This window comes from Roseivirga sp. UBA1976, assembly GCF_002336325.1.
Classification (GTDB): Bacteria; Bacteroidota; Bacteroidia; order Cytophagales; family Cyclobacteriaceae; genus Roseivirga; species Roseivirga thermotolerans.
This window is the reverse complement of the sequence record NZ_DDDQ01000163.1, coordinates 18,111-42,408: the sequence shown is the minus strand read 5'-3', so window position 1 is coordinate 42,408 and position 24,298 is coordinate 18,111. Positions and strand designations below refer to the sequence as shown.

Genomic DNA, 24,298 nt, shown 5'->3' with positions numbered 1-24,298 from the left:
CGAATATCCTTAAACCTTTTCAAATTGTTCAATAAGTCAATCCAGGTAATATCACTCTCATCGTTATAAGCATAGGCGTATTGAATACCTTTTATGTCTAGCGGACTAATGATTCCTCTGTAAGTCTTTGTTGAATTCCGAGAATAGAACCTATAGTTCTCAATTTCATTTATTCTGAGAACCTTTTCAGTATGCCACTTTTTAGGCCGAATTGGGTATCTTTTTTTCAGCCAATCAAGGTTGCTCTGCTTACTCTCCACCATAGATTTCATGTGTTTATAATTTGATTTTTTAAGGTCAGATAGCCTGTCCCGATCTTCCATCGGGAGAATGCCCTTTATAATCATTCCCCTGTGTGAGAAGCCATTCTCGTGGGCATTTCATCAAATGTTGAATAGTTCTTAAAGCCTTTCCCTCTGTTGATCCTGCCTTGTTTTGTGTTGTCTATGCGATACTGAAGGAAGGAACAAAGAGCCTCAAACTGGGCTTCTGGGACTTGGTAGGCACTGGCTTTAAATTCCTTTTTGATGATGCCCCAAATGGCAGCATAATTCATTTTGGATTTGCCAACATCTCCTTCCTTGTATTCGTTATATCGATCAATCAGATGCTTCACATAGTTTTTCAATTCCGCTTTTTTACCAATGGCACCATCAGCGAATTCCATTTTCGGTTTGCTTCGGGATTTATAAACAATGGTCTGTGCACTGATCGAATTGGCTACCGTGGAGTTGGACACATTGCCTTTGATGTTGATGGTATTTGATGACTTTGCACTGGATTTGCCTTTAGCTTTAATCATAAGATAGGTCTTGATTTGTTTGACCTCCTCCTCACTTATATCACCTTTTGTAATCTTGGAATGGCAAATCGGGCAAAGCATCAAAAGGTTGTCAGGGGAATTGTTTTCGGGAATTTCGTCAATATGATGAATTTCAAAATGATCTACATTCTGATCATCACAGATTGGGCACTGGGAGTTAATCTCTTGCTGTAAAAGAGATTTCGTTTTTTGGGGTATGGATTTTCGAGCTTTGGCCATGGTCTAACTTTGCTTCAGTAGTTGGTACAATTGCTGGTTGATGAAAATATTCTCTTTCCCGATAGGTTCGAGTTTTAGGATTCCAATGGATTCCAAAGTCTTTAAGTACCTGGAAGCGGCTTTTCTTTCTACGCCCAGCCCATTAGAGATATATTCTATTTTGGTATAGGGGTGAACAAACAATTGTTCGATCAAGTCTTTCGAGTAGATTTTAGGGGCTTCATTTTTTACCTTATCCTGAATCTCATTGAAGATGCTGTTGATCCCATGGATCTGGGAAATGGCCTTTGTCGCAGTATCCTCAATGGCCTTAAGCATAAACAATATCCAACCTTCCCAATTGTCTTTAGTCCTCACCTCTTGTAGCAATTTGTAGTAAGCTCCTTTGTGGCCTATAATGTAGCCACTGAGGTACAGCATGGGTATTTCCAACAGATTGTGAAGGATGAGGTAAAGCACGTTAATAATCCTGCCCGTCCGGCCATTTCCATCATAGAATGGATGGATGCTCTCAAACTGGTAGTGTTGTATGGCCATCCTGATCAGGGGAGACATTCTATCGGGTTCATCATTGATAAAGTCTTCCAGATTTTTCATCAGTCTGACTATTGTTTCTTTATCGTCCGGTGGTGTATAGATGGTTTTACCCGTCAGATCGTTTTTTAGGGAAGTACCAGGTAGTTGTCTAATTCCGGCCTCATTCTCTTCCAATATGGATTGAATCCGGACAATACCATTGGTGTTTAGGAAGCCTTTCTTTTTGATCTCTTCAAAGCCATAGAGCAGGGCTTCCCTGTATCGTAGGACTTCCTTTGTCGAAGGATCAATTGTCATTGACTTGGCCGCCAAAGCCTGGTAGAGCTTGTCATGTGTAGTAATAATATTCTCCACCTCTGAACTGGCCTGTGCTTCTTTGAGTACAATGGCATTGATCAAAATACCCTGGTTGGGTAAGGTTCTTGCCAATCCCTTCAGCTCAGCAAGGGCAACCGCTGCTTTACTCTCCTGTTTGAGGATTTCGATAGTCTCCACTTTTTCCACCGGAGGAGGTAAAAGAGGCAAATCATTGAAAGGCTGTGAGGGATCAATATTCTTCATTCCTATAATTACGTGAGACAAAAATACGAAAATTGGGACATGAAACAAGTTATATGTACCATGATGGGACGTGAGACAAAACCTTTAAGAATAGGACATGAAAACCTGCACATGTACCACGATGGGACATGTTCATACCCGCTTATCTTTCGCCTCCTTATCGAAGGCAATTACGTTCATCATCTCCCTCATCCTTGATCTTACCCGATTGCCATAGCAGTTCTCAATCTCACTGGCAGAAAGGTTGGTGGTGGCGTGTGTGATCATGTGCCGGCTAATGAACATGTCGTAGCGACTGAGGAGGATTTCGGCCATCACATTTGTTTCATTTCCATAATATTTGATGTTTGATTCTACACCTAAATCATCGAAGCAAAACGCTTTTGGGGCCAGCTCTCCACCTGTTTGCTGAAAGGCTGACTTAGAATATTTGTTGATAACTGGATAGCCGTCCTGTATGAATTCCAGAGTGATATCACGAGCGGATTTGATGATGTATTGCTCTTTGGGAGCCAACATAAACCGTAGAAGGGTCATCAGGGAAGTTTTGCCACAACCGACCGGGCCGGTTAGCAAAATGCCTTTGTGTAGGTCAATGCCGTGCTTTTCAGCATTGGGTTTGTCCTGATAGAAGTAGACCAAAAGTTTGAATATAATCAAGTGGTCTTCCTTCCATATCCTGAATTTTGGACTGATGTATTCTTTGCCTGCTTTCTCCAGGAATTCAAGGCATTTGTCGAATTGGATGACGTTGCTTCGAACACTCTCTGAGTGAGACTTAGAGCGGCTCGCCATAGTCCTTGCCGGTTCCTGAGTGGAGGTTTCCGGGTTTAGGACGTGGCTGATGGTTTCGCTGATCTTTTGCATAGGTATTGAATTTTTGAGCGTTCAGCATCCAGTTGCGGGCGGCTGCTTTCCAGTCTTTCATTTTGGAGCGGCCACCTACCAGCCAGCCATTGCTCTGGAAGTAGTTGTAAAACTTCTCGGCCTCCACGGGCGGATAGCCTTTTTCGTCAAAGTAGATTTTCACATGGTCTTCTAGTGGAGGAATATCCGGACCATAGCCTGAGACTTCTTTTTTCTTTTGCCGCAACTTTTTCCCGACATCAGCCGGGATTTCGTTCGCCTGTGGCGAGCTCAACTTTCTTTTCATTTCCAAATCATTTGAATCGATCTCCATTTTTTTTGAATGCTCACCCAAGTTTGTTTCGTTTTTACCGTTTAAAGAGTTTGTATTGTTTGTATAAGGTCTCACTGCTATTTCACTTCCATTATCAGCACCTGTATTACTACCTTTATCAAAACTGTACAGGTAAATGAGGCTGCCCCGGTGCGGATTGTATGACGGTTCGTAGCGGATAAAGCCAAAGCTGTCCAGTTCCTTCAGGCACTTGGTGTAGGTGTTCACCGAACCAATTTTTGACAACCTCATCAGCTCGTCTCTGGACACGGATATTGGGTTTTTGAAAAAGTTGAGGTTCCACCGTCTGAACAAGGCCATATACAAACTGATGTGGTAGGGCGTGAGCCTGGTATCTGCATCCATCTGCTGGAACACTGCGGAAAGGTGCCTGATGTAGTTCATGCCCGGCCATGTGCTTTACCTCAAGCGGTTCTGAAACTTGTTGGACTGAAGCATGGACTGAATGTCCGTATAGTCATAATAGATTACGCCCCCGATCTTGGTAAAAGGCAATGTGCCGTTCACCCGCAGGTTCTGCAAGGTGCCGGGTGAAATACCCAATAGCTTACGCACTTCATAGGACTTCAGCCATTTCTTGGAAGGCTGGCCTGAGTGTTCTTTGAGTAGCCTTTTGAGATCTTTCAGGAGTTCGATCTTGAACTCACGAAGGTCGTCCGTGGTAATAATTTGCTCGCGATATAATTTATTTCCAGAGGTGCTCGCGAACCTGTCGGTTTCTGCTGCCATATCTTAACAAATGTTGATTGAACAGCGAAGATGTTCCCGTTTAGTGGGTTTTATTCACAAGACAAACCGAAGTTGGGAAAGATTTTTTGTTAAATAGGCTCTTTTTCAAATAATCCCCAAGTTTTCCATAGAGCTCCATAAGCGCACACTTGAGAATCGTTCCACCTCTTCCAGGGAGAGCAATTGCATCTTTCATCCACATTTACATTGATCATACAGAAATGCTTCAAATCGCACTTATTAGTTCCATTTTCAAAGAGGTTGAATATTTCCATAATGGCGGCAAGTCTATCAGGTTGGATGTTTTCTTGAGTGATAGCTTGTGGAGGGTGAAACCAAGCATCACCATTGATATTCATCATGAACGGTGTACCTAATTTGCCGAATACCTCAATGAACTTGGCTGAAGGCATAGTGTGTTGGCGAAACATCTCTAAAAACAAACCTAAGTTCTTCAGCCTTATTGATTCACCTTGTGATAAAATCTCATCTAACCATTTTTTTTCAGCCAAGTACACATCAGTAGTAAAGTAGCCACCTAATAGTTCCTTTGCTTTTTTAGCCTGGAACTGAAAAATCTCAATCAGTGACTTTGAATCAGCCGACACATTGCGTAGGACAAAATCATATACATCACTGGCGTTTTCAGGCAAGTATTTTTGTGCCTTCATGATTTCCAGCATTGAAACAAAAGTTTCTCCTGAATGCATTGACATAAGTGATGCTTCACACAATGCCAGTACGTTTTCCAAACTAGAGGCAAACTGAGGATGAATGTGTAAAGCAACATATTCTGCTGCTTTATAAGGCCAGGACGGGTGATGGGTTTCTCCAAAAAACTTTTCTTGCAGAATGTGAGCAATATTCTCCAGGATACATATCCCTCCAAATTGAAGAGTTTCGGTCGATCCATTTAAGTCAATACAGACACGAACCCCCTTAGCATACTTCGAGAAAGGGTCGGGAAGAAAAATGTTAGAATCACAAATAGCTACGGAAAGAATGTGGAGGTCTTGAACTCCAACTCTCAAATTCCCTGTTCCCTGATATAGATTCTGTAGTTCGGCATTCAACTTTGAGTTGGCTCCATTTTGATCAATCAAAGGGATTTTTACTTTAACAAATTGGTCTGGGGAATTTCTAAACTGCTCATTATAGAACCTAAGGCGATTGGCAATTATTGCAGCATTTGTAACACCGAAGGTGGTGGTTAAGTCTTGAAGAAAATGAATGTATTCATGGTAAAAAGTGGAAAAGTGAGCTTTGTTTAGCAGATTGAGATTGGATAAATCACAATCTGCGTTTACAGTCAGTTTTAAAAATGAGGGGTTGTAGTAGCCCCTGGTGGTTTCGAGTTTAATATCCATCTCTGAATATAATGAATTGATGGCGTTATTTCTCATCAGCTTCATCCATTCTGCGGATAAGGCTTTCATGCAGGGAATCGAGGAATTTCGTCCTTCCTGTCTTTCTGATACGTATTTCGAGAAATGTGCGGTGGTATTGTCCTAAATCAACTCCAAAAGTGTCTTCCATACATTTGGAAATTTCTTTCAAGTCTGCTCTGCCATGGTTAAAAACCCCACGGGCATGGAGGGCGTACATCAGCTCAATCAGAGCTACTTTGGAGTCTGTCCATGTCATTTTCACCTTCGGTTCGACTTGTGATTTCCCGTTGTTTAAATCTGTCAAGCTCAACTTGTTCAACTCATCTTCCAGATAGACATTGAGCAAATCATTTGCGAGAATGTTAGAAACCTTGAAATCGTGGCTGGTAGAAAAGTTAGGGTCGGTTTCAAAAAAGAAGGAATCCAATGTAAGCCGTATATCTTGCTTGCCACGGACAAGTATTTGTGATCCAGATAGTTGCTGTGGGTGCGGTAGTAGCGGTAAAATTCCAGGTTGTTATCAAAGTAACGTTTGAGCTTGTCCAGTTCGTTTTGATAATACTTACGTCTAACCTTGATCCCTCCATTGGGCTTGTTGGTTTCGATATTGAACACGCTGAGGTGATAGATGAGTTTGCTAACGAACTTGGGTTTTATCTCCTTAAAAAACGAGATTTCATCGTTTTGTGAGACCAGCGGTTTTTGTTGCAAGTTATCTCTCAACTGATTAATTGCCCGAAGGGCTATTTGAAAGCTTTGCTCTGATTTTTTGAGAATGTTGTCCTCTTCCAGATCAATCATTCTAAGCTTGTCCTCTAAATCTTCATATAGGTGGTTATAAATTTCAGACATTTAAAAACTGAGTTTATTATTTTCATGGCTTAAAGTATTCTTAGTTTCTCTGTATCCTCACGGCATTCAATATTGCCAACAGCGCTACACCTACATCGGCAAAGACAGCTTCCCACATGGTGGCCAGGCCCCCGGCTCCCAGTGCCAGCACAATGAGTTTCACCCCAAAGGCCAGGCTGATATTTTGCCATACGATCCGTTTGGTTTGTTTGCCAATCTGGATGGCAGTGGCAATTTTAGAGGGCTGGTCGGTCTGGATGACCACATCGGCCGTCTCGATGGCGGCATCACTGCCCAGGCCTCCCATGGCCATGCCCACATCGGCCAAGGCCAATACGGGGGCATCATTGATGCCATCTCCCACAAAGGCGATGACACGGTTGGCGTCATTTTTCAACTCTTCCACCTTCTCCACCTTTTGCTCTGGCAGCAAGTCGCCATAGGCTTTATCTATGCCAAGTGTTTTTGCTACTTGCTGGGTCACAGCGTCCTTGTCTCCAGACAGCATGATCAGTTCCCGAATCCCTAGTTTGTGCATTGCTTCTATCGCCTGATCAGCATCCTCTTTGAGTTCATCCGCTATCACCAGGTATCCGTTGTATTTTCCGTCTACAGCCACATGGATCACGGTATTCACTTCACCGGCCGCATCAGCACAGGTTACGATACCTTCCTTGTCCATCAGTTTTTGATTACCGACCAACACTTGCTTTCCCTTCACCTTGCCTTTCAGTCCATGCCCTGCCACCTCTTCCTGTTGTTCGGGTTCTGAAATGTCTTTGCCCTGTTTTTTGGCATATTCCACAATAGCTTTAGCAATGGGATGGGTGGATTTGCTTTCCATGGCTCCCGCCAGACTTAGCCAGTCGGTAGTGATGCCGTCCATGGTCACGGCTTTTTGCACTTCAAACACCCCTTTGGTCAGGGTGCCGGTTTTGTCCAATACCACAGTGTTGACTTTTGTCATAAGGTCGAGAAAGTTGGAGCCTTTGAATAGAATCCCCTTGCGGGAAGCTGCGCCTATCCCTCCGAAATAGCCGAGCGGTATGGAGATCACCAGCGCACAGGGGCAGGAGATCACCAGGAAGATCAACGCTCGATAAAGCCAGTCATCAAACACATAGTTTTCTACAAAAAAGTAGGACAGGAAGGCAAGTCCGACAGCCAGAAAGGTAACAATGGGCGTGTAAACCCGGGCAAACCTGCGAATGAACTTCTCGGTTTTTGCCTTGCGGGCGGTAGCATTCTGCACCAACTCCAAAATGCGAGCCAATGAACTTTCGTTGAACAGCTTAGTCACTTTCAGTTCAATCAGCCTGTCGAGGTTCACCATTCCGGCCAGCACATTTTCTCCTTTGTTGTAGGTAGCCGGTTTGCTTTCACCTGTTAGTGCCGATGTGTTGAAGCTGCTTTTTTCACTGATCATTTCCCCATCGAGCGGTACTTTTTCTCCGGGTTTCACCTGTATGGTTTCCCCAATTTGTACTTCTTCCGGGTGTACGGACACCATTTGCCCGCTTCTATATACAGAGGCCGAATCCGGGCGTATGTCCAGCAGGGCTTTGATGTTGCGTTTGGCCCTGTTCACTGCTGCATCCTGAAACAGCTCCCCGATGGCATAGAAAAGCATCACCGCCACCGCCTCAGGATATTCGCCTATGGCAAAAGCTCCCAGAGTGGCTATGCCCATGAGGAAAAATTCAGTGAACACATCACCTTTCAGTATGGACTTCCAGCCTTTGACCAATACCGGCCAACCCACAGGCAAATAGGCCAGCACATACCAGCCTATGCGGATCCATCCCTGGAAAAATGCAGGCTGTCCCCATTGATCAGCGGCTATTCCTGCAAGCAGAATGACAAGGCTTACAATACCACTTCCCCAGGTTTGCAGGAAACTGGAGGAGGTTTTTTCCTCCTGCTTTTTTGGTTTGTCCGGATGCTGGTCGGTGCTGCAGCAGGCTTTGTTGTCTATATTGTTAGTATTAGTCATACGCTTGTCTGTTTTAATGTGTGAAAAAGGAAATGATGCCCGTGACAATGAGGATGCACCCCGAAACCAGCCCGGTATTATGCTCCAGCCTGTGCCAGTTGAAACGGTGCAGGCCTTTCTGGGCGAGGTACACCCAAAAGGTGATCCCTAACACGGAAACGATGGTGTAGAGCAAGCCCACGGTCAGGATCATCAGCCAGCCGTACGTCCCTGCCATCAGAAAATAGGCTTCAATCTCCAGGCAGGGCGAAAGAAACATCATGAATACCAGCAAGGTTACCACCTGTGTTGCTCCTGCATTTTCCAGTTTTTGATTTTCAGCAATGTGAAAGTGGTGGTGGCGATGATGCTGGATTATAAAATACAAGCCGATGGCGATAAGCAATACAGGAATGACCCAACGGGTGTAACTGTTCAGCTTTTCAGAAAGTGACAAGCTGAACAAACCCAGAAACACTCCTAGCAGAAAGGTACTCAGCGAATGAGCAAAAGCTGCCATAGCCGCAATGCGAACCGTCTTGCTACCTTGCCAGCCAAACTTTTCTTTCAGTGCCAGCACCGGCAACCAGTGGCTTGGAATCAGTCCGTGGAGGAGGCTTAGCATGATGGTACCGGTGAGCAAGGTGGTCATGATTCCTTGGTTAAATTCTAAAATTCAATCTCGTTTTCGATAAATGCCTTTACGCCTTCCGGGCCTGCTAATTCAAGCCAGACCGGGGAATCCTGATTAGCAATCGTAAGACTGAAAGTGAAAAAGTCACAGCAAAGCCGTTCGGTTTTGATGAAGTCGTTGAGTAGGTCCAGTGTTTGATCCGAGCCGTCAAACTTGTACATGAACCCATTGACTAGTTCCTGTTTTTCCAATACCATCTCCTTTAATGAGGCAATCACTGTAGCTTTTCTTTGCCTCAGTTCTGGAGTAGCGAGCTTGCAACTGATTTTATTTTCGTCCATTGTATTAGTTTTAAGAAGTCCTGGGAGCATACATGATAATGAGCATCCCGAGGAGGGCAACAGCTCCTCCGATCAGGTCATATTTATCCGGCACGATACCATCTACTTTCCATCCCCATAGAATGGCCATGATGATAAAAATGCCGCCATAAGCTGCATACACCCGTCCAAAGTGAGCCGGCTGCCAGGTGGCCACCACACCATAGCCAACCAGGATGATGCCCCCTAAAGCTCCTACCCACCAAGGCTTGCCTTCCTTCAGGGTGAGCCAGATCATGTATCCACCGCCTATTTCGCATAACCCGGCCAGTATGAAAATGCTGATTGATTTAAGGATCACGATCATATTCTATTGTTGTTAATAGTTTGTATTGGATCTCATCTCGTTAAGTGCTTTACCTGAAAATACGTGTAAACCCAATGCACAGTCATTGCAATTTTCAACCTGCACACTTTCCGCAAACCCCCTTTACCACCAAGTTGGCTTCTTCTCCATTGAAGTTGGTCGGTAGATTAATTTCCGGGATTTTGTATTTGGGCAAACAGAAGGTCTCGCTGCACACCCGGCAATGGAAATGCACATGCAAATCCCGTTCAATATTGCATTCACATCCCTCTTCGCATAAGGCGTATTTAGGTGCTCCGGTACCGTCATCTATACTGTGCACCAGTCCCTTTTCCTGAAAGGTCTTCAGGGTGCGGAATAGTGTAACCCTGTCTGACTTTTCAAATGCTTTTTCCAGGTCAGAAAGGCTGATGGCTGCCTCCTGAATGGTCAGGGCTTCCAGCACCAACAGCCGCATGGCTGTTGGCCGGATGTCCTTCTCCTTGAGTTTATTTTCGAGTTCTTTGATCATTCCAACTTTCTTTTTGCGATGAATTTGGCTCCACATGAATATGTACATTCAATACACGAGGTACTTTTTCATTATTTTGTCCTTTATTTCATGGGCTATATCATGGACATGTTTTACCGTCAATTCACCATTGATCCAGATATGTAAATCAACATGGTAGCCAGTGACCATTTTCCGGGAATGGCACTTTTATTCGTGCTGCACAGCATTTACGTTCTCTTCAATCCTAGCGATTTCCTCCTGAAGTCCAGGCTCCAGGGCTTCATCTAACAGTTCACCAGTAGCGGGACGAGCAATGCCATAAGCATTGTAAATGACGAACCCACCTGCTAAGAGGGCAGCAAAGTCATCAGCTACTTCATAACCCTCTCCGCCAATCACTGCAATGGAAATCCCTATGAAGGCAGCCGCAGAAGTGATGGCATCACTTCTGTGGAGAAAGGCATCTGCTTTTATTGCACGGCTATTGATTTCAGTTCTCATTTTCGGTAAATAGCGGTACAAAAGTTCTTTAGTCATTATTACCACCACCAAGATGATAAGTGTATAAGGAGCCGGGTTTTGTGCGGTTTTATAATGTGCAGCCAGCTATCCCAGATGACAATACAAGTAGCTATTACCAATGCCAGGGAATGACCAAAGCAATTAACGCTTCGGCTTTTCCATGACCATAGGGGTGATTTTCGTCAGCGGGCTTTGCCGACCACTTCAAGCCAACCCACAGCATGGTAGAGGTAAAGACATCTGCTTCGGATTCTATGGCATCCGCAATCAGGGCATAGGAATGGCCGAAAATGCCTCCCAATGCTTTTACAATAGCCAATAGTGCACTTCCAACAATACCAGTCAGGGTGGTTTTTAACCCTTTTTCAGATATTGCATTGGGATTTCTTTTACTTTTCATTTAGCCAATTTCAAAATTTTTACAGCCCTCGCATCACAAAGACGAAAACTATCCCCTCTAATCGCCAGGTCAGTCCTTTACTATCCAGCCATTAAATCAGCACGCCAGCAGCTTACTCGCCAACTGTTTTCTTTTTGGCAACTGCCCAGTGCCAACTTTTAAATTTCTATTTCTTATACGCTAACAACCTCAACGCATTAAACACCACCACCAGCGTAGAGCCTTCATGAATAAGCACGGCAATACCAATATTGGCCAGTCCGAAAATGGTTGAGGGGATCAATAATGCCACTATCCCCAAACTCACCCACAAGTTTTGCCTGATAATGCTTTTGGCCTTTCTACTCAAACCGATAGCAAAAGGCAAGGTTTCCAGCTTGTCGGCCATCAGGGCTATATCGGCTGTTTCCAGGGCTACATCACTACCTGCTGCTCCCATGGCAATACCTACGGTGCTATTGGCCATGGCTGGTGCATCATTCACGCCATCGCCCACCATAGCTACTTTGGATTCTTTTTCCCTGAGCTTTTTAATGGCTTCTACCTTTTCTTCTGGCAGCAAACTACCCCAGGCATCCGTAAGGCCAATCTCTTTGGCTACTGCATCGGCTACTTTCTGGTTATCACCCGTAAGCATGATCATGCGCTTAATACCCATCTTCTTGAGTTGCTCAAGGGTATTTTTAGCTTCCTTTCTGGGGGTATCCATCAGGGCTATAATGCCAATGTAGTCGTCATTCTGACGGATCAGCATGGTGGTATTGCCCTCTGATTCCAGTGACTTTACTTTTACTTCTGTTTCCTTGGATGGCTTTTTGTCGTCCAGTGATTCAAACAGGTCCAGGTTGCCGATGTACACTTTGTCATCACCCAGGGAGGCTTTGATCCCCTTACCAAGCACCGCTTCCAGGTCTTTTGCTTCCGGAATATCAGCCCCATCCAATCGCTCTTTCCCATCCCGCACCACAGCTTTGGCCAGAGGATGGTCACTGAGGTTTTCTACGGCTACTGCTATTTTCAACAGCTCGTCCTCGTTTACATCGCCTAAAGCAACTACTTTAGTGAGCTTGGGCTTACCTTCTGTTAGTGTTCCGGTTTTGTCAAAAGCAAGGGCGGTAAGTACGCCTAAATCTTCCAACGGTCGGCCTCCTTTGATCAGCACCCCGCCTTTGGCTGCCCGGGCTACCCCGCTCAGCACCGCACTGGGTGTGGCTATGGCCAAAGCGCAAGGGCTGGCAGCCACCAATACGGCCATCGCACGGTAGAAGCTTTCACTAAAGGTTTCGTCCAGTACCAGAAATGCGAAATTCAGTATAACAACTAAAATCAATACAGCCGGTACGAAATATTTCTCAAATTTATCAGTGAGCTGCTGCGTAGGTGATTTCTGGGTCTGGGCTTCATTGACCAGTTTCACCAGGCGGGAAAGTGTAGAGTCCTTTGCGACTTTAATCACTTTGATTTCAAGCGTATTATTGCCATTGATGGTACCCGAAAAGGCACGGTTCTCGTCTTTGATATTTTTTTCCTCCGACCAGTCTTTATCGGGATTATCTACAGGTTCTTTATCTACAGGCACACTTTCTCCGGTGATAGGAGCCTGATTAACACTACTTGTACCACTGACAATCACGCCATCTGCTGAGATTTTGCTATTGGGCTTCACCACAATGATGTCGCCTATGCTTAGTTCCTCAATACCGACTTCTTCGGTCTTACCATTTCTCTTAAGCAATGCCGTTTTAGGAGCGAGCTCTGCCAAAGCAGCAATGGATTTACGGGCCTTGTTCATGGCATAGTGTTCCAATGCATGCCCCATACTAAATAGGAACAATAGCAAAGCACCTTCGGCCCATTCGCCTAAAATTGCTGCACCAATGGCCGCTACCAGCATGAGAAAGTCAATTTCAAAGCCGCCTTTGGCCACTGTTTGAATGGCTTCTTTGGCTGTAAAATAGCCGCCAAAGAAATATGCCCCGATATATAATGCGAGGCTCACCCAGGAAGGCACAGCTTCTACATATGACAATCCAAAGCCAATTCCGAGCAATGCTCCACAGATAATGGAAAAAATCAGCTCCGTATTTTTACCGAAAATGCCGCCATGCGAATGTTCATGATCTTCACCTTCCTCATGGTCATGTTTCTTTTTACCTTCTTTTTGATCATCGTCTTTTTTAGTTTCTTCTACTTTCTCAAGAAATCGTTCGGCACTTACCTGGGTATACGGTATATCAAGTCCCTCTTTTCTCAGTGCTTTCATGATTTTCGCCTCATCCACTTTGGCCGTATCATACTCTACCCGCACCATGCCGGATGCCGATACGGAGGCCTCTATTATGCCGGCTATAGCCCGAAGGACACGCTCTATATGACGGGCATGGCGGGTGTGGCGAATACCTTCTACTTCTATGAGTTTGTGTCCAAATTTTTGCGTGATTTCCGCCCCTGCTTGCTCTGCCAGCGACTGGATACGGTCTATGGAGATCAACTCCGGGTCGTAGTGAAAGCATAGCTGGGGTACGCCATTATCTGTTTTATCTGCTACATGTACTTTCTCAAGGCCTTCTTTATTCTCAAGTTGTTGAATAAGTTTTTGTACACATTGATCTTTTTCATCCGGTACTTCGGGCAGGAGTAATGGTATTTTTATTTGTAGTTTTTTCATGTTCTGATATTTTTCTTTTTTAAAAAAGGGAAATGATATGAAATCAATAATAGAATAAGCAAGGCGGATGTGACACTCCCGATAAGGTACATGCCATATCCAATAGCAATTCCTACAGCAGCAGTGGCCCAAATAGTAGCTGCGGTTGTCAAACCTGAAATGAAATTTTTGGATCCATCTTTGAAAATGATTCCGGCACCCAGAAAGCCAATGCCTGAAACAATATTGGCAACAATGCGGGTCTGATCCGCCACTTCAATATGGGCGTTGATAATCGTTATCAAGGTTGCGCCCAGGCAAACGGCAGCATACGTTCTGATTCCTGCGGCATGCCCGTCAATTTCCCTGTCGAGTCCTATCAAAACACCAAGTACCAGGGCAACAAGTAGTCTGGGTATGAGCGTTATTTCAGCTTGAAAATCCATTGTTAATATTTTGTGTTATAAAACATAATAGTCTGTCGGTTTTTTCTTTTCAGGAACATCCGTTTCTCCAATCATTTGCCTGATGTTTATTTCTATCGTTTCCGCCAGGTCTGTCATGGGCGTGTCCAAAGGCTGGTTCTCAAAAGGATCCTGCATGAGAATAGAGGTTTTTTCGATGGCAATAAAAATGATCGGTATACCAATAGTCAGGCCTATTTCTACTGCCAGGTATTCATCTGATAAGCCAAACGGCAGCATGGTGGCAAACACATAAATGATCAAATGGATCAACAGGCTATGTGCTTTGGGGAAAACCGTGTTTTTTATGCGTTCGCATTTGCCCATAGAATCACATAATCTGGCGATGGTGCTATCGATTTGCACCTGCTGAAAATCATTGACCATACCTTTTTCTTTTGCCACCAATAAGGTTTCAGAATGCTGTGACAATAAAGCATTTGGAATATTAAAAGCTTCGGTCTTATTGGATTCTTTATATTTAATGACCCTGTGGGAAAAAGGTAGTTTTCTTAGTGATTCTCCGAGTGCATAGCACCAAATGATCTGACGATTGGCCATTTCCCCAACCAGGGCTTCATAGCTATCGTTGCTTCTTTCAAAAAATGAAACACACTGCCTAACCAGTGTTCGGGAATCGTTGACTATAGCACCCCAAATAATGCGAGCTTCCCACCATCGCTCATAGGCTTGATTGGTTCGAAATCCCAACAGCAAGGCTACTGCAGTACCAAAAACAGCAGTAACACTAATAGGAACCGAAATTTTGTCAAGAAATCCGTATTGATCGAAAATGCCTACCACAACCGCATACGAGGAGATAAGTACTATATCAACCTTAATGGTTTTGATAAAGTCAAGTATGGATATCCGTTTGTTGAGCAGCATTTCTTTTTATTTAATTATTTCCTTTTTGCACTGTGGACAAATGCCCTTTACCACCAGATTGGCTTCTTCGGCCTCATGATTAGGCGGAAGGACAATTTCAGGAATTTTGTAACTGGTAAGGCATTTAGTTTTCTCACAAATTCTGCAATGAAAATGCAGATGCAGGTCTCTTTCTATTTCACATTTACAACCATCTTCACATAAAGCATACTTGGGCACACCGGTACCATCATCAATGCTATGCACCAAACCATTATCCTGAAAAGCCTTTAAGGTTCTGTAAATGGTTGTTCTGTCTGATTTCACAAAGTCTCTGTATAAATCAGTAAGGCTTACTGCTATCTCCCGATCCAGCAGATACTCCAGCACCAGCAGCCGCATGGCTGTTGGTTTTATCTTATGCATTACAAGAGTTTCTTCTAATTCTTTTATTGCGCTCATAATGTGTTTTTTCTAAGTATCACTTGTGTAAACTGCACTTTTAATACCTCACTAACCCCCGGAATGAAGGACGCCAAACCAACCTCTTTTGTAGATAAATCTCCCGTAGCACTTAGCAAACATGCAATGGATTCTCCACCATTAAAATGCTTGAGCGTGGCATTCATTACTACCTGAAACTCCCGTTCACCTGCTATAATTTTAATAGGCCAGTTAAACGATATAGGCGAATGAGGCTGGCTAATAAAATTATCCACCGGAATCCTCCCGGAAAAAGTGATTATTGATTCATCGTTTGCAAGCTGGCTTATCTGTTCGCTTAAAAAACCGTTACCAACATCCAGGCTTTTCAGGTTAAGCTTACCTGAAATTTCTTTTGTGTCATAGTCCAGTTGAATCAACAGTTGATGACTTTCAGCAATCACCTGCTCGTCATCTACTTCAGCAACCATTACAATATGCCCTTCAGTAGTCCTGTAAAGCGTTTGACCTTTAACCACAGAGGAGTTGAAGGCAATTAGCAGAAGTATAAACCACTTGATTTTCATCATTAACGACCATTTAAATTTTCTTCTATATAATTGAGTGCCTCAGGTATATCCAACTCACGTGTACCGTTGCCCGTGCGAACAAAAAAATGAGAACGGTCGTTATCATGAAGATAAACCGGGGAACCGGCCCTTTTGATAGCGAGATGGCAGAAATCATATGCCTCGATCTTGTAAAAAGAAACGGCTACCAACGTACATAAATTTGTTCCCAGCTTATTGGATATTAGTTCCATAATGTATTGCTCAAAACCATCTCTGCCAGGTTTTTTTAGCGTGGCATAATCTTCCTGTAAGCCACATGGTTGCCCATCATCATCAATACCGATGAACAGATGTCCTCCACTTGTATTCATAAATCCGGCTATTGTCTTAGCTACTACTGTTTCCAGTGCCTTATTCGGCTTAAATTGGTGTAAGTCCCACCTCAAAGTAGATTTAAATTCTACCTGCTGGTTTTCTCCCGCAGCTATAAGCTCCTTGATCTCCTCCAGTTTATCTCTTTTCCCGGTAAGCTGAAATATTTTTTGTCTGACCATAAAAAGAAGTGCGAGGGTAACACCTAACAATCCAAAGAGCAATTTGGTAACCGCCTGATCCACATCCCACGACCCAACAACCTGCTGGTAGGAAGTAAGTAGCCAGGCCCACCAATTTCCCTGGTCTCCCTGCATATCGTACATGTGCAGTGAAATAAGCAAAGGCTGTAGTAAAAAAATACCAAAGGTAAAGCCAATAGCGATGTATAGAAGTAACTTGCTTTTCATCTTCTTGTCAGTTTTGGAGCCACAGGTGCCACATTTAATGTGAAGACACCTGCGACCCTATACCTATTTCATCCTGTTTTGAAGAACTTTCTTCTTTTGCTCAAATTCTTCATCGCTGAGCTCCCCTCGGGCATAGCGCTCTCTTAGCGCCTCCATGGCTTTATCCTTGCTTCTTCTTTGCCCGGGTGTAGGGTATGGAATCAGAAATATCCAAAATATGAGGATCAGCCATAGGATCCACCAAATCCAGTGCATTCCTCCGAAATACCAATCATGCATCATAACTATGAGGGTTTAAGGTTTAACATTTATTTACACTTTTTACACCACTTCCCCTGTACCACACTGTCTGCGGTAGCCAGAAAACGATGGCCGTTTTTACATTGCCACCTGAGTGGCGTTTTGGAATTTATATATTCTTCAGAAAGACAAGTACCGCCCTTTGTAGCAGCCAGTGCTTTCACCCTTTCTATCCCGTGAGGCCTATTGTTAGCACAGAATGGGCACCAGCTTTTTCTTATTCTTACACTGAAGGGAGTAGCCTGCCAGCGATGGCCTTCAGCACATTGCCACCACAGTTTTGATTTGCTGTTTATGTACAAATCGGATAGACAAAGCCCTCCTCTTTTTCGGGCCAGATATTGCATTTCTTCAATTGGACTTGACATATCTACTTCATATCAAATCTTTTAATAGATTTTCCAGTCTTGATCCGATAAGCATCATCTATTTCTGAAACGTAAATAATGCCATCGCCCGGTTCAGGTGTTTGAGCCTTGCCACAGATCAGTTGAATGGCTTTATCCGTTTCCTCATTTTGGCAGACCAGTTCCAGCTTAACAATCGGGCTATCGGTAAAATGAAAATCCAATGATGGAGATGCATCAGGATCTTTATGAGCTCCGGTACCTTCTCCTTTGGATAGGGTTACACTTTCAAATCCTGCATCTCGCAGCGATTTAACTACTATCTGTACTTTTTTAGGTTTTATAAATGCTTTTATTTCTTTCATGTGTATGTGTTTAATTTCAACGGTCACATGGAATTCGCGATAAACTTATTCATACTTGGTTGGTATGTTAAGGACTCTAAGTTTATGCTCATTTCATGTGTTTGTTTTTTATAATTTAATATTTGAGAGTTGGCAGTTAGCAAATGACATTTACCAACTGCCCTTGCCTAATCAACTAAATCAATGACTATGAGAAGTCTGGCTTTTCTTCATTTCGGAGATCAGATAGTAGGCGTTATTCCATGCCACCTGAGCACCGTCAGGAAGTGGCTCCAATAATTTGATCTCTACCCAACCATCTTCGGTGATACCTGTGCGCACTTCTATGGCTTTAAACGCCCATTCGGTCTTTCCGTCTTCTTCATGCGCTTCTGCCATGAAAATGTACGGCTTACCCTCTTCCTCAATTATCGCACTTTCGGGTAATGCCCTTACAGTGTTATTATCACCTGTTCTTATTTTACCATTGATATACATCCCCGGAATCAGGAAGTCTTCTTTATTCTTTATTTCCGCATGCACATGCACTGCTTTAGGGTTTTGCTCAAACTGCTTGCCGACAGAATAAATTTTGGCAGTTAGGGTATTTCCTGGAACTGACTCCACAGTAAAGGATACTTTTTGTCCTTTCTTTACCTTATATACATCCTTTTCAAACACCATAAGGTCAGCATGGATGTGGTCAGTATTGACAATCATAAACATCTCGGTTTGCGGGTCTACATATTGCCCAACTTGGACTTCCACTTTTTCAATGTAACCATCAATAGGGCTTACTACAGGCACATACTGATAAATATCACCACTTTGGACTTTCTCCACGTTGAGGCTGAGCTGTTTCAACTGTGCTTCATAGCCTTTTACCTCCGCTTTAATCGCCTGGTAATCGGCCAGCGTTTCCTGGTAAGTTTTACCTGAGCCTACTTCTTCTTCATACAACCGTTTCTGCCGTTGCATCTCCTTTTCCAGATATTGTAGCCGGCTATATGCCTTTACATAACTGGTCTGAAGATTGGTCAGGTTGGGGTGGGAAAGGTAGGCCAATACCTGCCCCTTATTTACCTTGTCGCCCTCTATCACTTTTATGGAAGTAACATTGGCTCCCAGTATGGCTGTAACGGTGGCCTCATGCTGAGGTAGCACTTCCAACTGGCCGTTGGCCTCTACTGTCCCGGAGAGAGTTCGGGTGGGCAGGGTATCTACCTTAATACCCAAACTTTCAAACTTAAGGTTGGAAAGGTGGAGCTCCGCCATCCCTTCTTCATTAGTTCCTTCTTCACCCTCGTGCCCAGCCTCGCCCTCATTGTGTTCTTCGTGAGATGCTTCACCGGAGTTCTCAGCCGACTTGCTGCCGCAGCCCGTAAATACCGATACCATAAGTACCAGTGCCACTATATATATGATTTGCTTTTTCATTGTGCTTCTATTTTTATATCTGATGATCAGTTTACTTTTAGTTTGATGTTCTTAAGTAGTATTCCAATTGGTAGCGGCTATCCAGGTAACTACCAAAGGCATTCCAGGAATCAACTTCTATGCTAATGGCATCCCGGATATTTTGCAGGAAGGTCACATAATCAATAGCCCCTTCCCGGTAAGCCAAAATAGCTCCGTCCCGTTGCTCCTGGGCCAGCGGAAGTGCCTCATCCCGGTAGTAGTTCCATGAATTCAGCCACTTCAGGTATTGTTCTCTCATGTTCTGATAGGCGGCATTCAGTTCCAACTGGTTTTGTCGCAGGTTTTGACCGGCAATATCCCGTTGGATTTTTGCCGACTGTGTCCTGCCCAGCTCAGGACCGAAAAACAAAGGGATTCTGACACCTACCTGGTACTGATAAAATCCAGATTGTCCGGCAATCTGCTGTCGCCCATACTGCCCCTGTAATTGAGGCAAGAACTGCGAACGCCTCTCTTTTATGGTGGCATCCGCTACATCTACCCGTTGCTTTGATACATTCAGCAAGGGGTGGTTCATCAGTGAATCAGCCACATAATTGAGCGGTTCGTCCAATTGACTGGTTGGGACATCCGGAACGGTATACAGCGTGTCATTGGCAAACCAAAGGTTCAGGCGTTGTAAGGCACTCAGATAATCCCGATATGCCTGCTCTTTTTGTATCTGTACCTGATTGGCCTGGTTGGAAGTAGCCAGGTATTCCAGTTTAGATGTGGCTTCCGTTTCCAAGCGAATCCTGGCCGCTCTTTCAATATCTGCAAATACCGAATCCAACTGTTCATAAACCTGGTAAATGTTTTTGGTAGCATATACCATGGCCCAAGCCTGGCTTACTTCCCGCTCCAGTTCAATAACTGATAGATCAAGTGCCTTCTCAGCAAGTGCTATCCGTTCTTTTTGCAATTTCAGCCTTGGGGCTATTCCAAACACATCTATCTGTTGTTGTTGAATTCCAAATTGTGTGTAAACTCCATCAGAGCCATTGCCCACTTCTTCCTTTCCGGTAAATACCTGCGTATTCCCAAAGTCCCAGGCTGTTTTCTTAAGCACTTCCTGGTTTTCTATCTCTAGTCTTGCCGATTGGATTTTCGGATAGCTTTCTACCGCACGTTTTCTGGCCTGCTCCAGCGTGATCGTTGGCAAACTGTCTTGTGGTTGTTGTTGGTTTTGGGCATTGGCCAAGGCAGGCAGCCCGAATAGACCTCCACAAACCAGCAGTACAATAATCACGTTGGCATTTGGCCCTTTCAGGCTTTTTCTTTTGTCACTTCTGCTTTCCACAAAAGTGTAAAGTACCGGAAGCACCACCAATGTGAGCAGTGTAGCTGTAAGCATTCCACCAATTACCACTGTGGCTAACGGCCTTTGTACCTCAGCTCCGGCAGAACCTGAAAATGCCATCGGCAAGAAGCCGAATATATCTGTTGTGGCTGTCAGCATAATGGGCCTGATTCGCTCTTTGGTACCGGTAAGAATGCGGTCTCTGATGCTGGTGATCCCTTCTTCTTTCAGAGAATTGAATCGGTTGATCAGTACCAGCCCATTTAACACTGCTACCCCAAATAAAACGATAAAGCCTACACCTGCCGAAATACTAAATGGCATACCTCTCAACCATAAGGCGAACACCCCTCCAATAGCTGCTAGAGGAATGGCCATATAGATCATAATAGACTGTGAGAAAGATTTAAGCGCAAAGTAGAGTAGTACAAAGATGAGAAATAGGGCAATTGGCACTACGATCTGCAAGCGTTGCTTAGCTCTCTGAAGGTTTTCAAACTCTCCTCCATAGGTGATGTAGTAGCCTGGAGAAAGATCCAATTCTGCATCTAATCTGTTTTGAATATCGGTAACAACAGACTCTACATCACGTCCCCTGGTGTTGACCCCCACATAAGTCCTGCGGAAGGTATTGTCTCTTGAAATTTGCATGGGACCGGGCACATAACTGATGTCTGCTACTTCTTTAATGGGCACTTGGGTTCCATCGGGAAGATCAATATATAAGGTTCGCAAGTCTTCAATACTTCTTCTGTGGGTCTCATCAAAGCGGATCACCATATCAAATCGTTTTTCTCCCTCAAAGATCACTCCGGCCACCCCACCAGCAAAAGCTGAGCTTACGTACTCATTCAACTTCTGAATATCCAGTCCATATTGTGCTATTTTTTTTCGATTATATCGCACAGTCATTTGAGGTAAACCAGAAGTTCGTTCCGGATTTACATCACCCACACCTGGAATAGTCTGGATTATTTCCGCCATTTGCTCAGCTTTTTGGGCAAGTACATCTAAATCTTCACCATAGAGTTTGACAGCTACATCTTCACGCACGCCAGTCAACAACTCATTAAAACGAAGCTCTACAGGCTGGCTGAAAACAAGGTTGACACCCGTCAGTTTTTCATCCAGCATTTCCTTTATCTCTGCAATGAGTTCTTCTTTTGTTTCTACTGTTGTCCATTTGTCCATATCCTTTTCCAGGATGATAAACATATCGGCTATGTCCATCGGCATGGGGTCGGTAGGAATATCGGCTACACCGATTCTGGCTACAGCAGTTTTTATTTCAGGAAAGTTGTCCAGAAGAAGCGTTTCAATTTTAGTAGAAACATCAATGGCTTCACTCAATCCGCTTCCAGGACGTATCAAAGCCTGCATGGCGATATCCCCTTCATCCAGCTGGGGTACAAATTCTCCGCCCATACGTGAAAAAATGAATCCTGAAAGCCCTAGTAACACAATAGCCACAATGATGACAATGGTCTTGAACCTTAAAGCACCTTTAAGCAATGGCAAATAAGCCCATTGGATTCCCCCAATAATTTTATCACTGACTTTTTCCAGCCAGCGTTCAAACTTCCCAAACCAGTTCTTTTTGTTCTGGATGGGCTTCATAAATAAAGCTGACATCATAGGAACGTAAGTGAGGCAAAGGATAATGGCACCTATCATGGCAAAACCGAAGGTATAGGCCATAGGCTGGAACATTTTACCCTCAACCCCGGTGAGGAAAAGGATAGGAGCGAAAACAATCAGAATGATTATCTGTCCAAAAAATGCTGATCCCATCATGGTACTTCCGGCATCATAAGCCACTTCATCCATTACGCCCTGATTGAATTTGATTTTACCCGAGCGGATCCGCTTCTGTATTTCGTACACTGTACCTTCAATAATGATCACAGCCCCATCTATGATGATCCCAAAGTCAATGGCACCCAAACTCATGAGGTTGGCCCATACATTAAACTGCTTCATCAGGATGAATGCAAAGAGCAGAGAAAGAGGTATGGTGGTAGCTGTGATGATCCCACCGCGTAAACTTCCCAGCAAGATCACCAGAGCAAAAATCACAATTAAGGCTCCTTCTATCAGGTTTTGCTTTACCGTGTCGGTAGTTCTGGCTATGAGTGCGCTCCGATCCAGAAAAGGCTTGATCTCAAGCCCCTCCGGCAATGACTTCTGCACTTTCTCCATTCGTTCTTTTACATTCTGGATCACTGCATTAGGGTTGGAGCCTTTCAGCATCAACACCATTCCCCCTACAGCTTCCTGTCCATCCTGAGTGAATGCACCGTAACGCACCTGGCTTCCGAAATGGACCTTTTCTGCTACATCGCCAATGGTCACCGGAATGTTGTTTTCAGTTCTCACCACAATTTCCCTGATGTCATCCAGTGAGCGGACAAGGCCCTCTCCACGAATGAAGTTGGCCATATTGTTCTTTTCTATGTAAGCTCCCCCGGTATTGACGTTATTTCTTTGAAGGGCCTCAAACACTTCTGATATAGATACATTCAGTGCATTAAGCTTTTCAGGGTTGATAGCAATTTCATATTGCTTGATCTTTCCCCCGAAAGCATTCACATCAATTACGCCATCCACCAGTGTCAATTGTCTTCTCACAATCCAATCCTGGATTGTCCGAAGTTCGGTCGGTGTATAAACCGTATCATATCCTGGCTTAGGCTTTATGGTATATTGGTAGATTTCACCGAGTCCCGTGGTTATAGGCCCCATAGACGGGCTGCCAAATTTCTCAGGGATTTTATCCCTTACCTCATTAAGCTTTTCCTGCACCAGTTGCCGGGGTTTGTATATCCCCATATCGTCTTCAAAAACAATGGTGACTACCGATAGGCCAAACCTGGAAATAGACCGGATTTCATCCACCCCCGGTAGGTTGCCCATTGCAAGCTCTACAGGATAGGTAACAAACTGCTCTATATCCTCGGTGGCCAGGTTGGGAGAAACAGTGATTACCTGCACCTGGTTGTTGGTAATGTCCGGCACGGATCCAAGATTAACTGTGGACATAGAGTAGATACCCACTCCGATGAGGGCCAGCGTAAGCAAGCCCACAATGAATTTATTCTTTATCGAAAAAGAAATTATTTTATTGATCATACGATTATTAATTATTTGACATGGAAAATAAAGAAGTGAAGAAGCCTGGCAATGGTTGCTATAATGAGAATTGCACTAATCAGCACAATAAAAAACCATTTCAGCACAGTTTTTATGGTGATTTTCTTCCTTCTCTTTTTCCTTTTTTTCGTTTTGATTTTATTCAGTTTTTTCAACTTTCTGAATAGGGTTGAACACAGTAAAAGGATGCCTTTGAAAAAAGGCACATGAAGGGATGTTTAGCGAGCTATCAGGATGATTAAAGACCTTGCATCTTGACACAAGACTTATCGGTCAGACATACTGATCCTTCTAAACGCGGGAAATTATGACATTGGAGGTTTAAGAAAACCAGAGATATCAGCGTTGCTGAAATCCTGAAAATAAGAAGTGTAAACCGCAGGTAATTTCACGAGGTGCGTGAAATCAACTCCGGCTGCTGATACGAAGTGTACGTGACAGCAATGGCAAACGCATAACGGGGAGCATCCGTCCCAATCGCTTTGGTGCTCGTGGTTATGATTCCCATCAGTGCTGCTAATAACTGAAACATTATCCTTTGTATTGTCTAAAGGTAAAGTGTCAGCACATGCTAGCCCAGCCAGGGACATAAAGTAAAAACTCAATATGTAGCACGTGATTTTCAT

General features: G+C 44.0%; 27 protein-coding genes and 1 pseudogene. All 28 read right to left on the bottom strand.

Annotated features, from left to right (window positions below; all coding sequences use genetic code 11):
- On the bottom strand, positions 1 to 272 hold a 272-nt coding region (locus B3763_RS16980; protein ID WP_286748069.1), incomplete at its 3' end, for a hypothetical protein.
- A gap of 71 nt (positions 273 to 343) precedes the next feature.
- Positions 344 to 1,042 (bottom strand): HNH endonuclease signature motif containing protein, encoded by a 699-nt coding sequence (locus B3763_RS16975; protein WP_286748068.1) that lies wholly within the window; start codon positions 1,040 to 1,042, stop codon positions 344 to 346.
- Positions 1,043 to 1,045: 3 nt separating this feature from the next.
- Positions 1,046 to 2,140: a Fic family protein gene (locus B3763_RS16970; RefSeq protein WP_286748067.1), complete on the bottom strand. Its 1,095-nt coding sequence runs from the start codon at positions 2,138 to 2,140 to the stop codon at positions 1,046 to 1,048.
- A gap of 132 nt (positions 2,141 to 2,272) precedes the next feature.
- The gene (locus B3763_RS16965; RefSeq protein WP_286748066.1) at positions 2,273 to 2,800 is read right to left on the bottom strand and encodes an AAA family ATPase; all 528 of its coding nucleotides are present in this window, start codon (positions 2,798 to 2,800) and stop codon (positions 2,273 to 2,275) included.
- 118 nt (positions 2,801 to 2,918) lie between these two features.
- Complete coding sequence (locus B3763_RS16960) at positions 2,919 to 3,725, bottom strand: hypothetical protein (RefSeq protein WP_286748065.1); 807 nt, start codon at positions 3,723 to 3,725, stop codon at positions 2,919 to 2,921.
- Between the two features lie 15 nt (positions 3,726 to 3,740).
- On the bottom strand, positions 3,741 to 4,070 hold the full coding sequence (locus B3763_RS16955) for a helix-turn-helix domain-containing protein (RefSeq protein ID WP_286748064.1): 330 nt from the start codon (positions 4,068 to 4,070) through the stop codon (positions 3,741 to 3,743).
- Between the two features lie 89 nt (positions 4,071 to 4,159).
- The gene (locus B3763_RS16950) at positions 4,160 to 5,506 is read right to left on the bottom strand and encodes a hypothetical protein (protein ID WP_286748063.1); all 1,347 of its coding nucleotides are present in this window, start codon (positions 5,504 to 5,506) and stop codon (positions 4,160 to 4,162) included.
- A pseudogene (locus tag B3763_RS16945) lies at positions 5,463 to 6,259 on the bottom strand (RteC domain-containing protein). The gene B3763_RS16950 and the pseudogene B3763_RS16945 overlap by 44 nt, the downstream one beginning before the upstream one ends.
- Before the next feature lie 91 nt (positions 6,260 to 6,350).
- Positions 6,351 to 8,303: a heavy metal translocating P-type ATPase gene (locus B3763_RS16940; protein WP_286748062.1), complete on the bottom strand. Its 1,953-nt coding sequence runs from the start codon at positions 8,301 to 8,303 to the stop codon at positions 6,351 to 6,353.
- A gap of 13 nt (positions 8,304 to 8,316) precedes the next feature.
- On the bottom strand, positions 8,317 to 8,934 hold the full coding sequence (locus B3763_RS16935) for a hypothetical protein (RefSeq protein ID WP_286748061.1): 618 nt from the start codon (positions 8,932 to 8,934) through the stop codon (positions 8,317 to 8,319).
- 17 nt (positions 8,935 to 8,951) lie between these two features.
- The gene (locus B3763_RS16930; RefSeq protein ID WP_219956387.1) at positions 8,952 to 9,257 is read right to left on the bottom strand and encodes a hypothetical protein; all 306 of its coding nucleotides are present in this window, start codon (positions 9,255 to 9,257) and stop codon (positions 8,952 to 8,954) included.
- A 10-nt stretch (positions 9,258 to 9,267) separates the two neighbouring features.
- On the bottom strand, positions 9,268 to 9,603 hold the full coding sequence (locus B3763_RS16925; protein WP_219956388.1) for a YnfA family protein: 336 nt from the start codon (positions 9,601 to 9,603) through the stop codon (positions 9,268 to 9,270).
- A gap of 94 nt (positions 9,604 to 9,697) precedes the next feature.
- The gene (locus B3763_RS16920) at positions 9,698 to 10,114 is read right to left on the bottom strand and encodes a Fur family transcriptional regulator (protein WP_286748060.1); all 417 of its coding nucleotides are present in this window, start codon (positions 10,112 to 10,114) and stop codon (positions 9,698 to 9,700) included.
- Between the two features lie 48 nt (positions 10,115 to 10,162).
- The gene (locus B3763_RS16915) at positions 10,163 to 10,285 is read right to left on the bottom strand and encodes a cation transporter dimerization domain-containing protein (RefSeq protein ID WP_250161365.1); all 123 of its coding nucleotides are present in this window, start codon (positions 10,283 to 10,285) and stop codon (positions 10,163 to 10,165) included.
- Positions 10,286 to 10,303: 18 nt separating this feature from the next.
- Positions 10,304 to 10,633, bottom strand: coding sequence for a cation diffusion facilitator family transporter (locus B3763_RS16910; protein WP_262710909.1), 330 nt, complete (start codon positions 10,631 to 10,633; stop codon positions 10,304 to 10,306).
- 97 nt (positions 10,634 to 10,730) lie between these two features.
- A complete protein-coding gene (locus B3763_RS16905) occupies positions 10,731 to 11,018 on the bottom strand; it encodes a cation diffusion facilitator family transporter (protein ID WP_262710908.1) in 288 nt (95 codons plus the stop codon).
- Between the two features lie 166 nt (positions 11,019 to 11,184).
- On the bottom strand, positions 11,185 to 13,686 hold the full coding sequence (locus B3763_RS16900) for a heavy metal translocating P-type ATPase (RefSeq protein ID WP_286748059.1): 2,502 nt from the start codon (positions 13,684 to 13,686) through the stop codon (positions 11,185 to 11,187).
- Positions 13,683 to 14,111 (bottom strand): MgtC/SapB family protein, encoded by a 429-nt coding sequence (locus B3763_RS16895; protein WP_286748058.1) that lies wholly within the window; start codon positions 14,109 to 14,111, stop codon positions 13,683 to 13,685. Before B3763_RS16895 ends, B3763_RS16900 begins: the two co-directional genes overlap by 4 nt.
- Before the next feature lie 15 nt (positions 14,112 to 14,126).
- The gene (locus B3763_RS16890; RefSeq protein WP_286748057.1) at positions 14,127 to 15,017 is read right to left on the bottom strand and encodes a bestrophin family protein; all 891 of its coding nucleotides are present in this window, start codon (positions 15,015 to 15,017) and stop codon (positions 14,127 to 14,129) included.
- Positions 15,018 to 15,023: 6 nt separating this feature from the next.
- The gene (locus B3763_RS16885) at positions 15,024 to 15,458 is read right to left on the bottom strand and encodes a Fur family transcriptional regulator (protein WP_286748056.1); all 435 of its coding nucleotides are present in this window, start codon (positions 15,456 to 15,458) and stop codon (positions 15,024 to 15,026) included.
- Positions 15,455 to 16,009: a hypothetical protein gene (locus B3763_RS16880; protein WP_246223581.1), complete on the bottom strand. Its 555-nt coding sequence runs from the start codon at positions 16,007 to 16,009 to the stop codon at positions 15,455 to 15,457. The genes B3763_RS16885 and B3763_RS16880 overlap by 4 nt, the downstream gene beginning before the upstream one ends.
- Positions 16,009 to 16,773 (bottom strand): helix-turn-helix domain-containing protein, encoded by a 765-nt coding sequence (locus B3763_RS16875; RefSeq protein WP_286748055.1) that lies wholly within the window; start codon positions 16,771 to 16,773, stop codon positions 16,009 to 16,011. The genes B3763_RS16880 and B3763_RS16875 overlap by 1 nt, the downstream gene beginning before the upstream one ends.
- A gap of 63 nt (positions 16,774 to 16,836) precedes the next feature.
- Positions 16,837 to 17,055: an SHOCT domain-containing protein gene (locus B3763_RS16870; protein ID WP_137404429.1), complete on the bottom strand. Its 219-nt coding sequence runs from the start codon at positions 17,053 to 17,055 to the stop codon at positions 16,837 to 16,839.
- Positions 17,056 to 17,081: 26 nt separating this feature from the next.
- Positions 17,082 to 17,420 carry a zinc-ribbon domain-containing protein gene (locus B3763_RS19070; RefSeq protein WP_353744539.1) on the bottom strand — a complete coding sequence of 113 codons (339 nt, stop codon included), beginning with the start codon at positions 17,418 to 17,420 and terminating at the stop codon, positions 17,082 to 17,084.
- Positions 17,421 to 17,443: 23 nt separating this feature from the next.
- Complete coding sequence (locus B3763_RS16865) at positions 17,444 to 17,785, bottom strand: P-II family nitrogen regulator (protein ID WP_137404431.1); 342 nt, start codon at positions 17,783 to 17,785, stop codon at positions 17,444 to 17,446.
- A 180-nt stretch (positions 17,786 to 17,965) separates the two neighbouring features.
- Positions 17,966 to 19,201 carry an efflux RND transporter periplasmic adaptor subunit gene (locus B3763_RS16860; RefSeq protein ID WP_286748054.1) on the bottom strand — a complete coding sequence of 412 codons (1,236 nt, stop codon included), beginning with the start codon at positions 19,199 to 19,201 and terminating at the stop codon, positions 17,966 to 17,968.
- 37 nt (positions 19,202 to 19,238) lie between these two features.
- Complete coding sequence (locus B3763_RS16855; RefSeq protein WP_286748053.1) at positions 19,239 to 23,651, bottom strand: CusA/CzcA family heavy metal efflux RND transporter; 4,413 nt, start codon at positions 23,649 to 23,651, stop codon at positions 19,239 to 19,241.
- 326 nt (positions 23,652 to 23,977) lie between these two features.
- Positions 23,978 to 24,298, bottom strand: coding sequence for a DUF6660 family protein (locus B3763_RS19010; protein WP_349676595.1), 321 nt, complete (start codon positions 24,296 to 24,298; stop codon positions 23,978 to 23,980).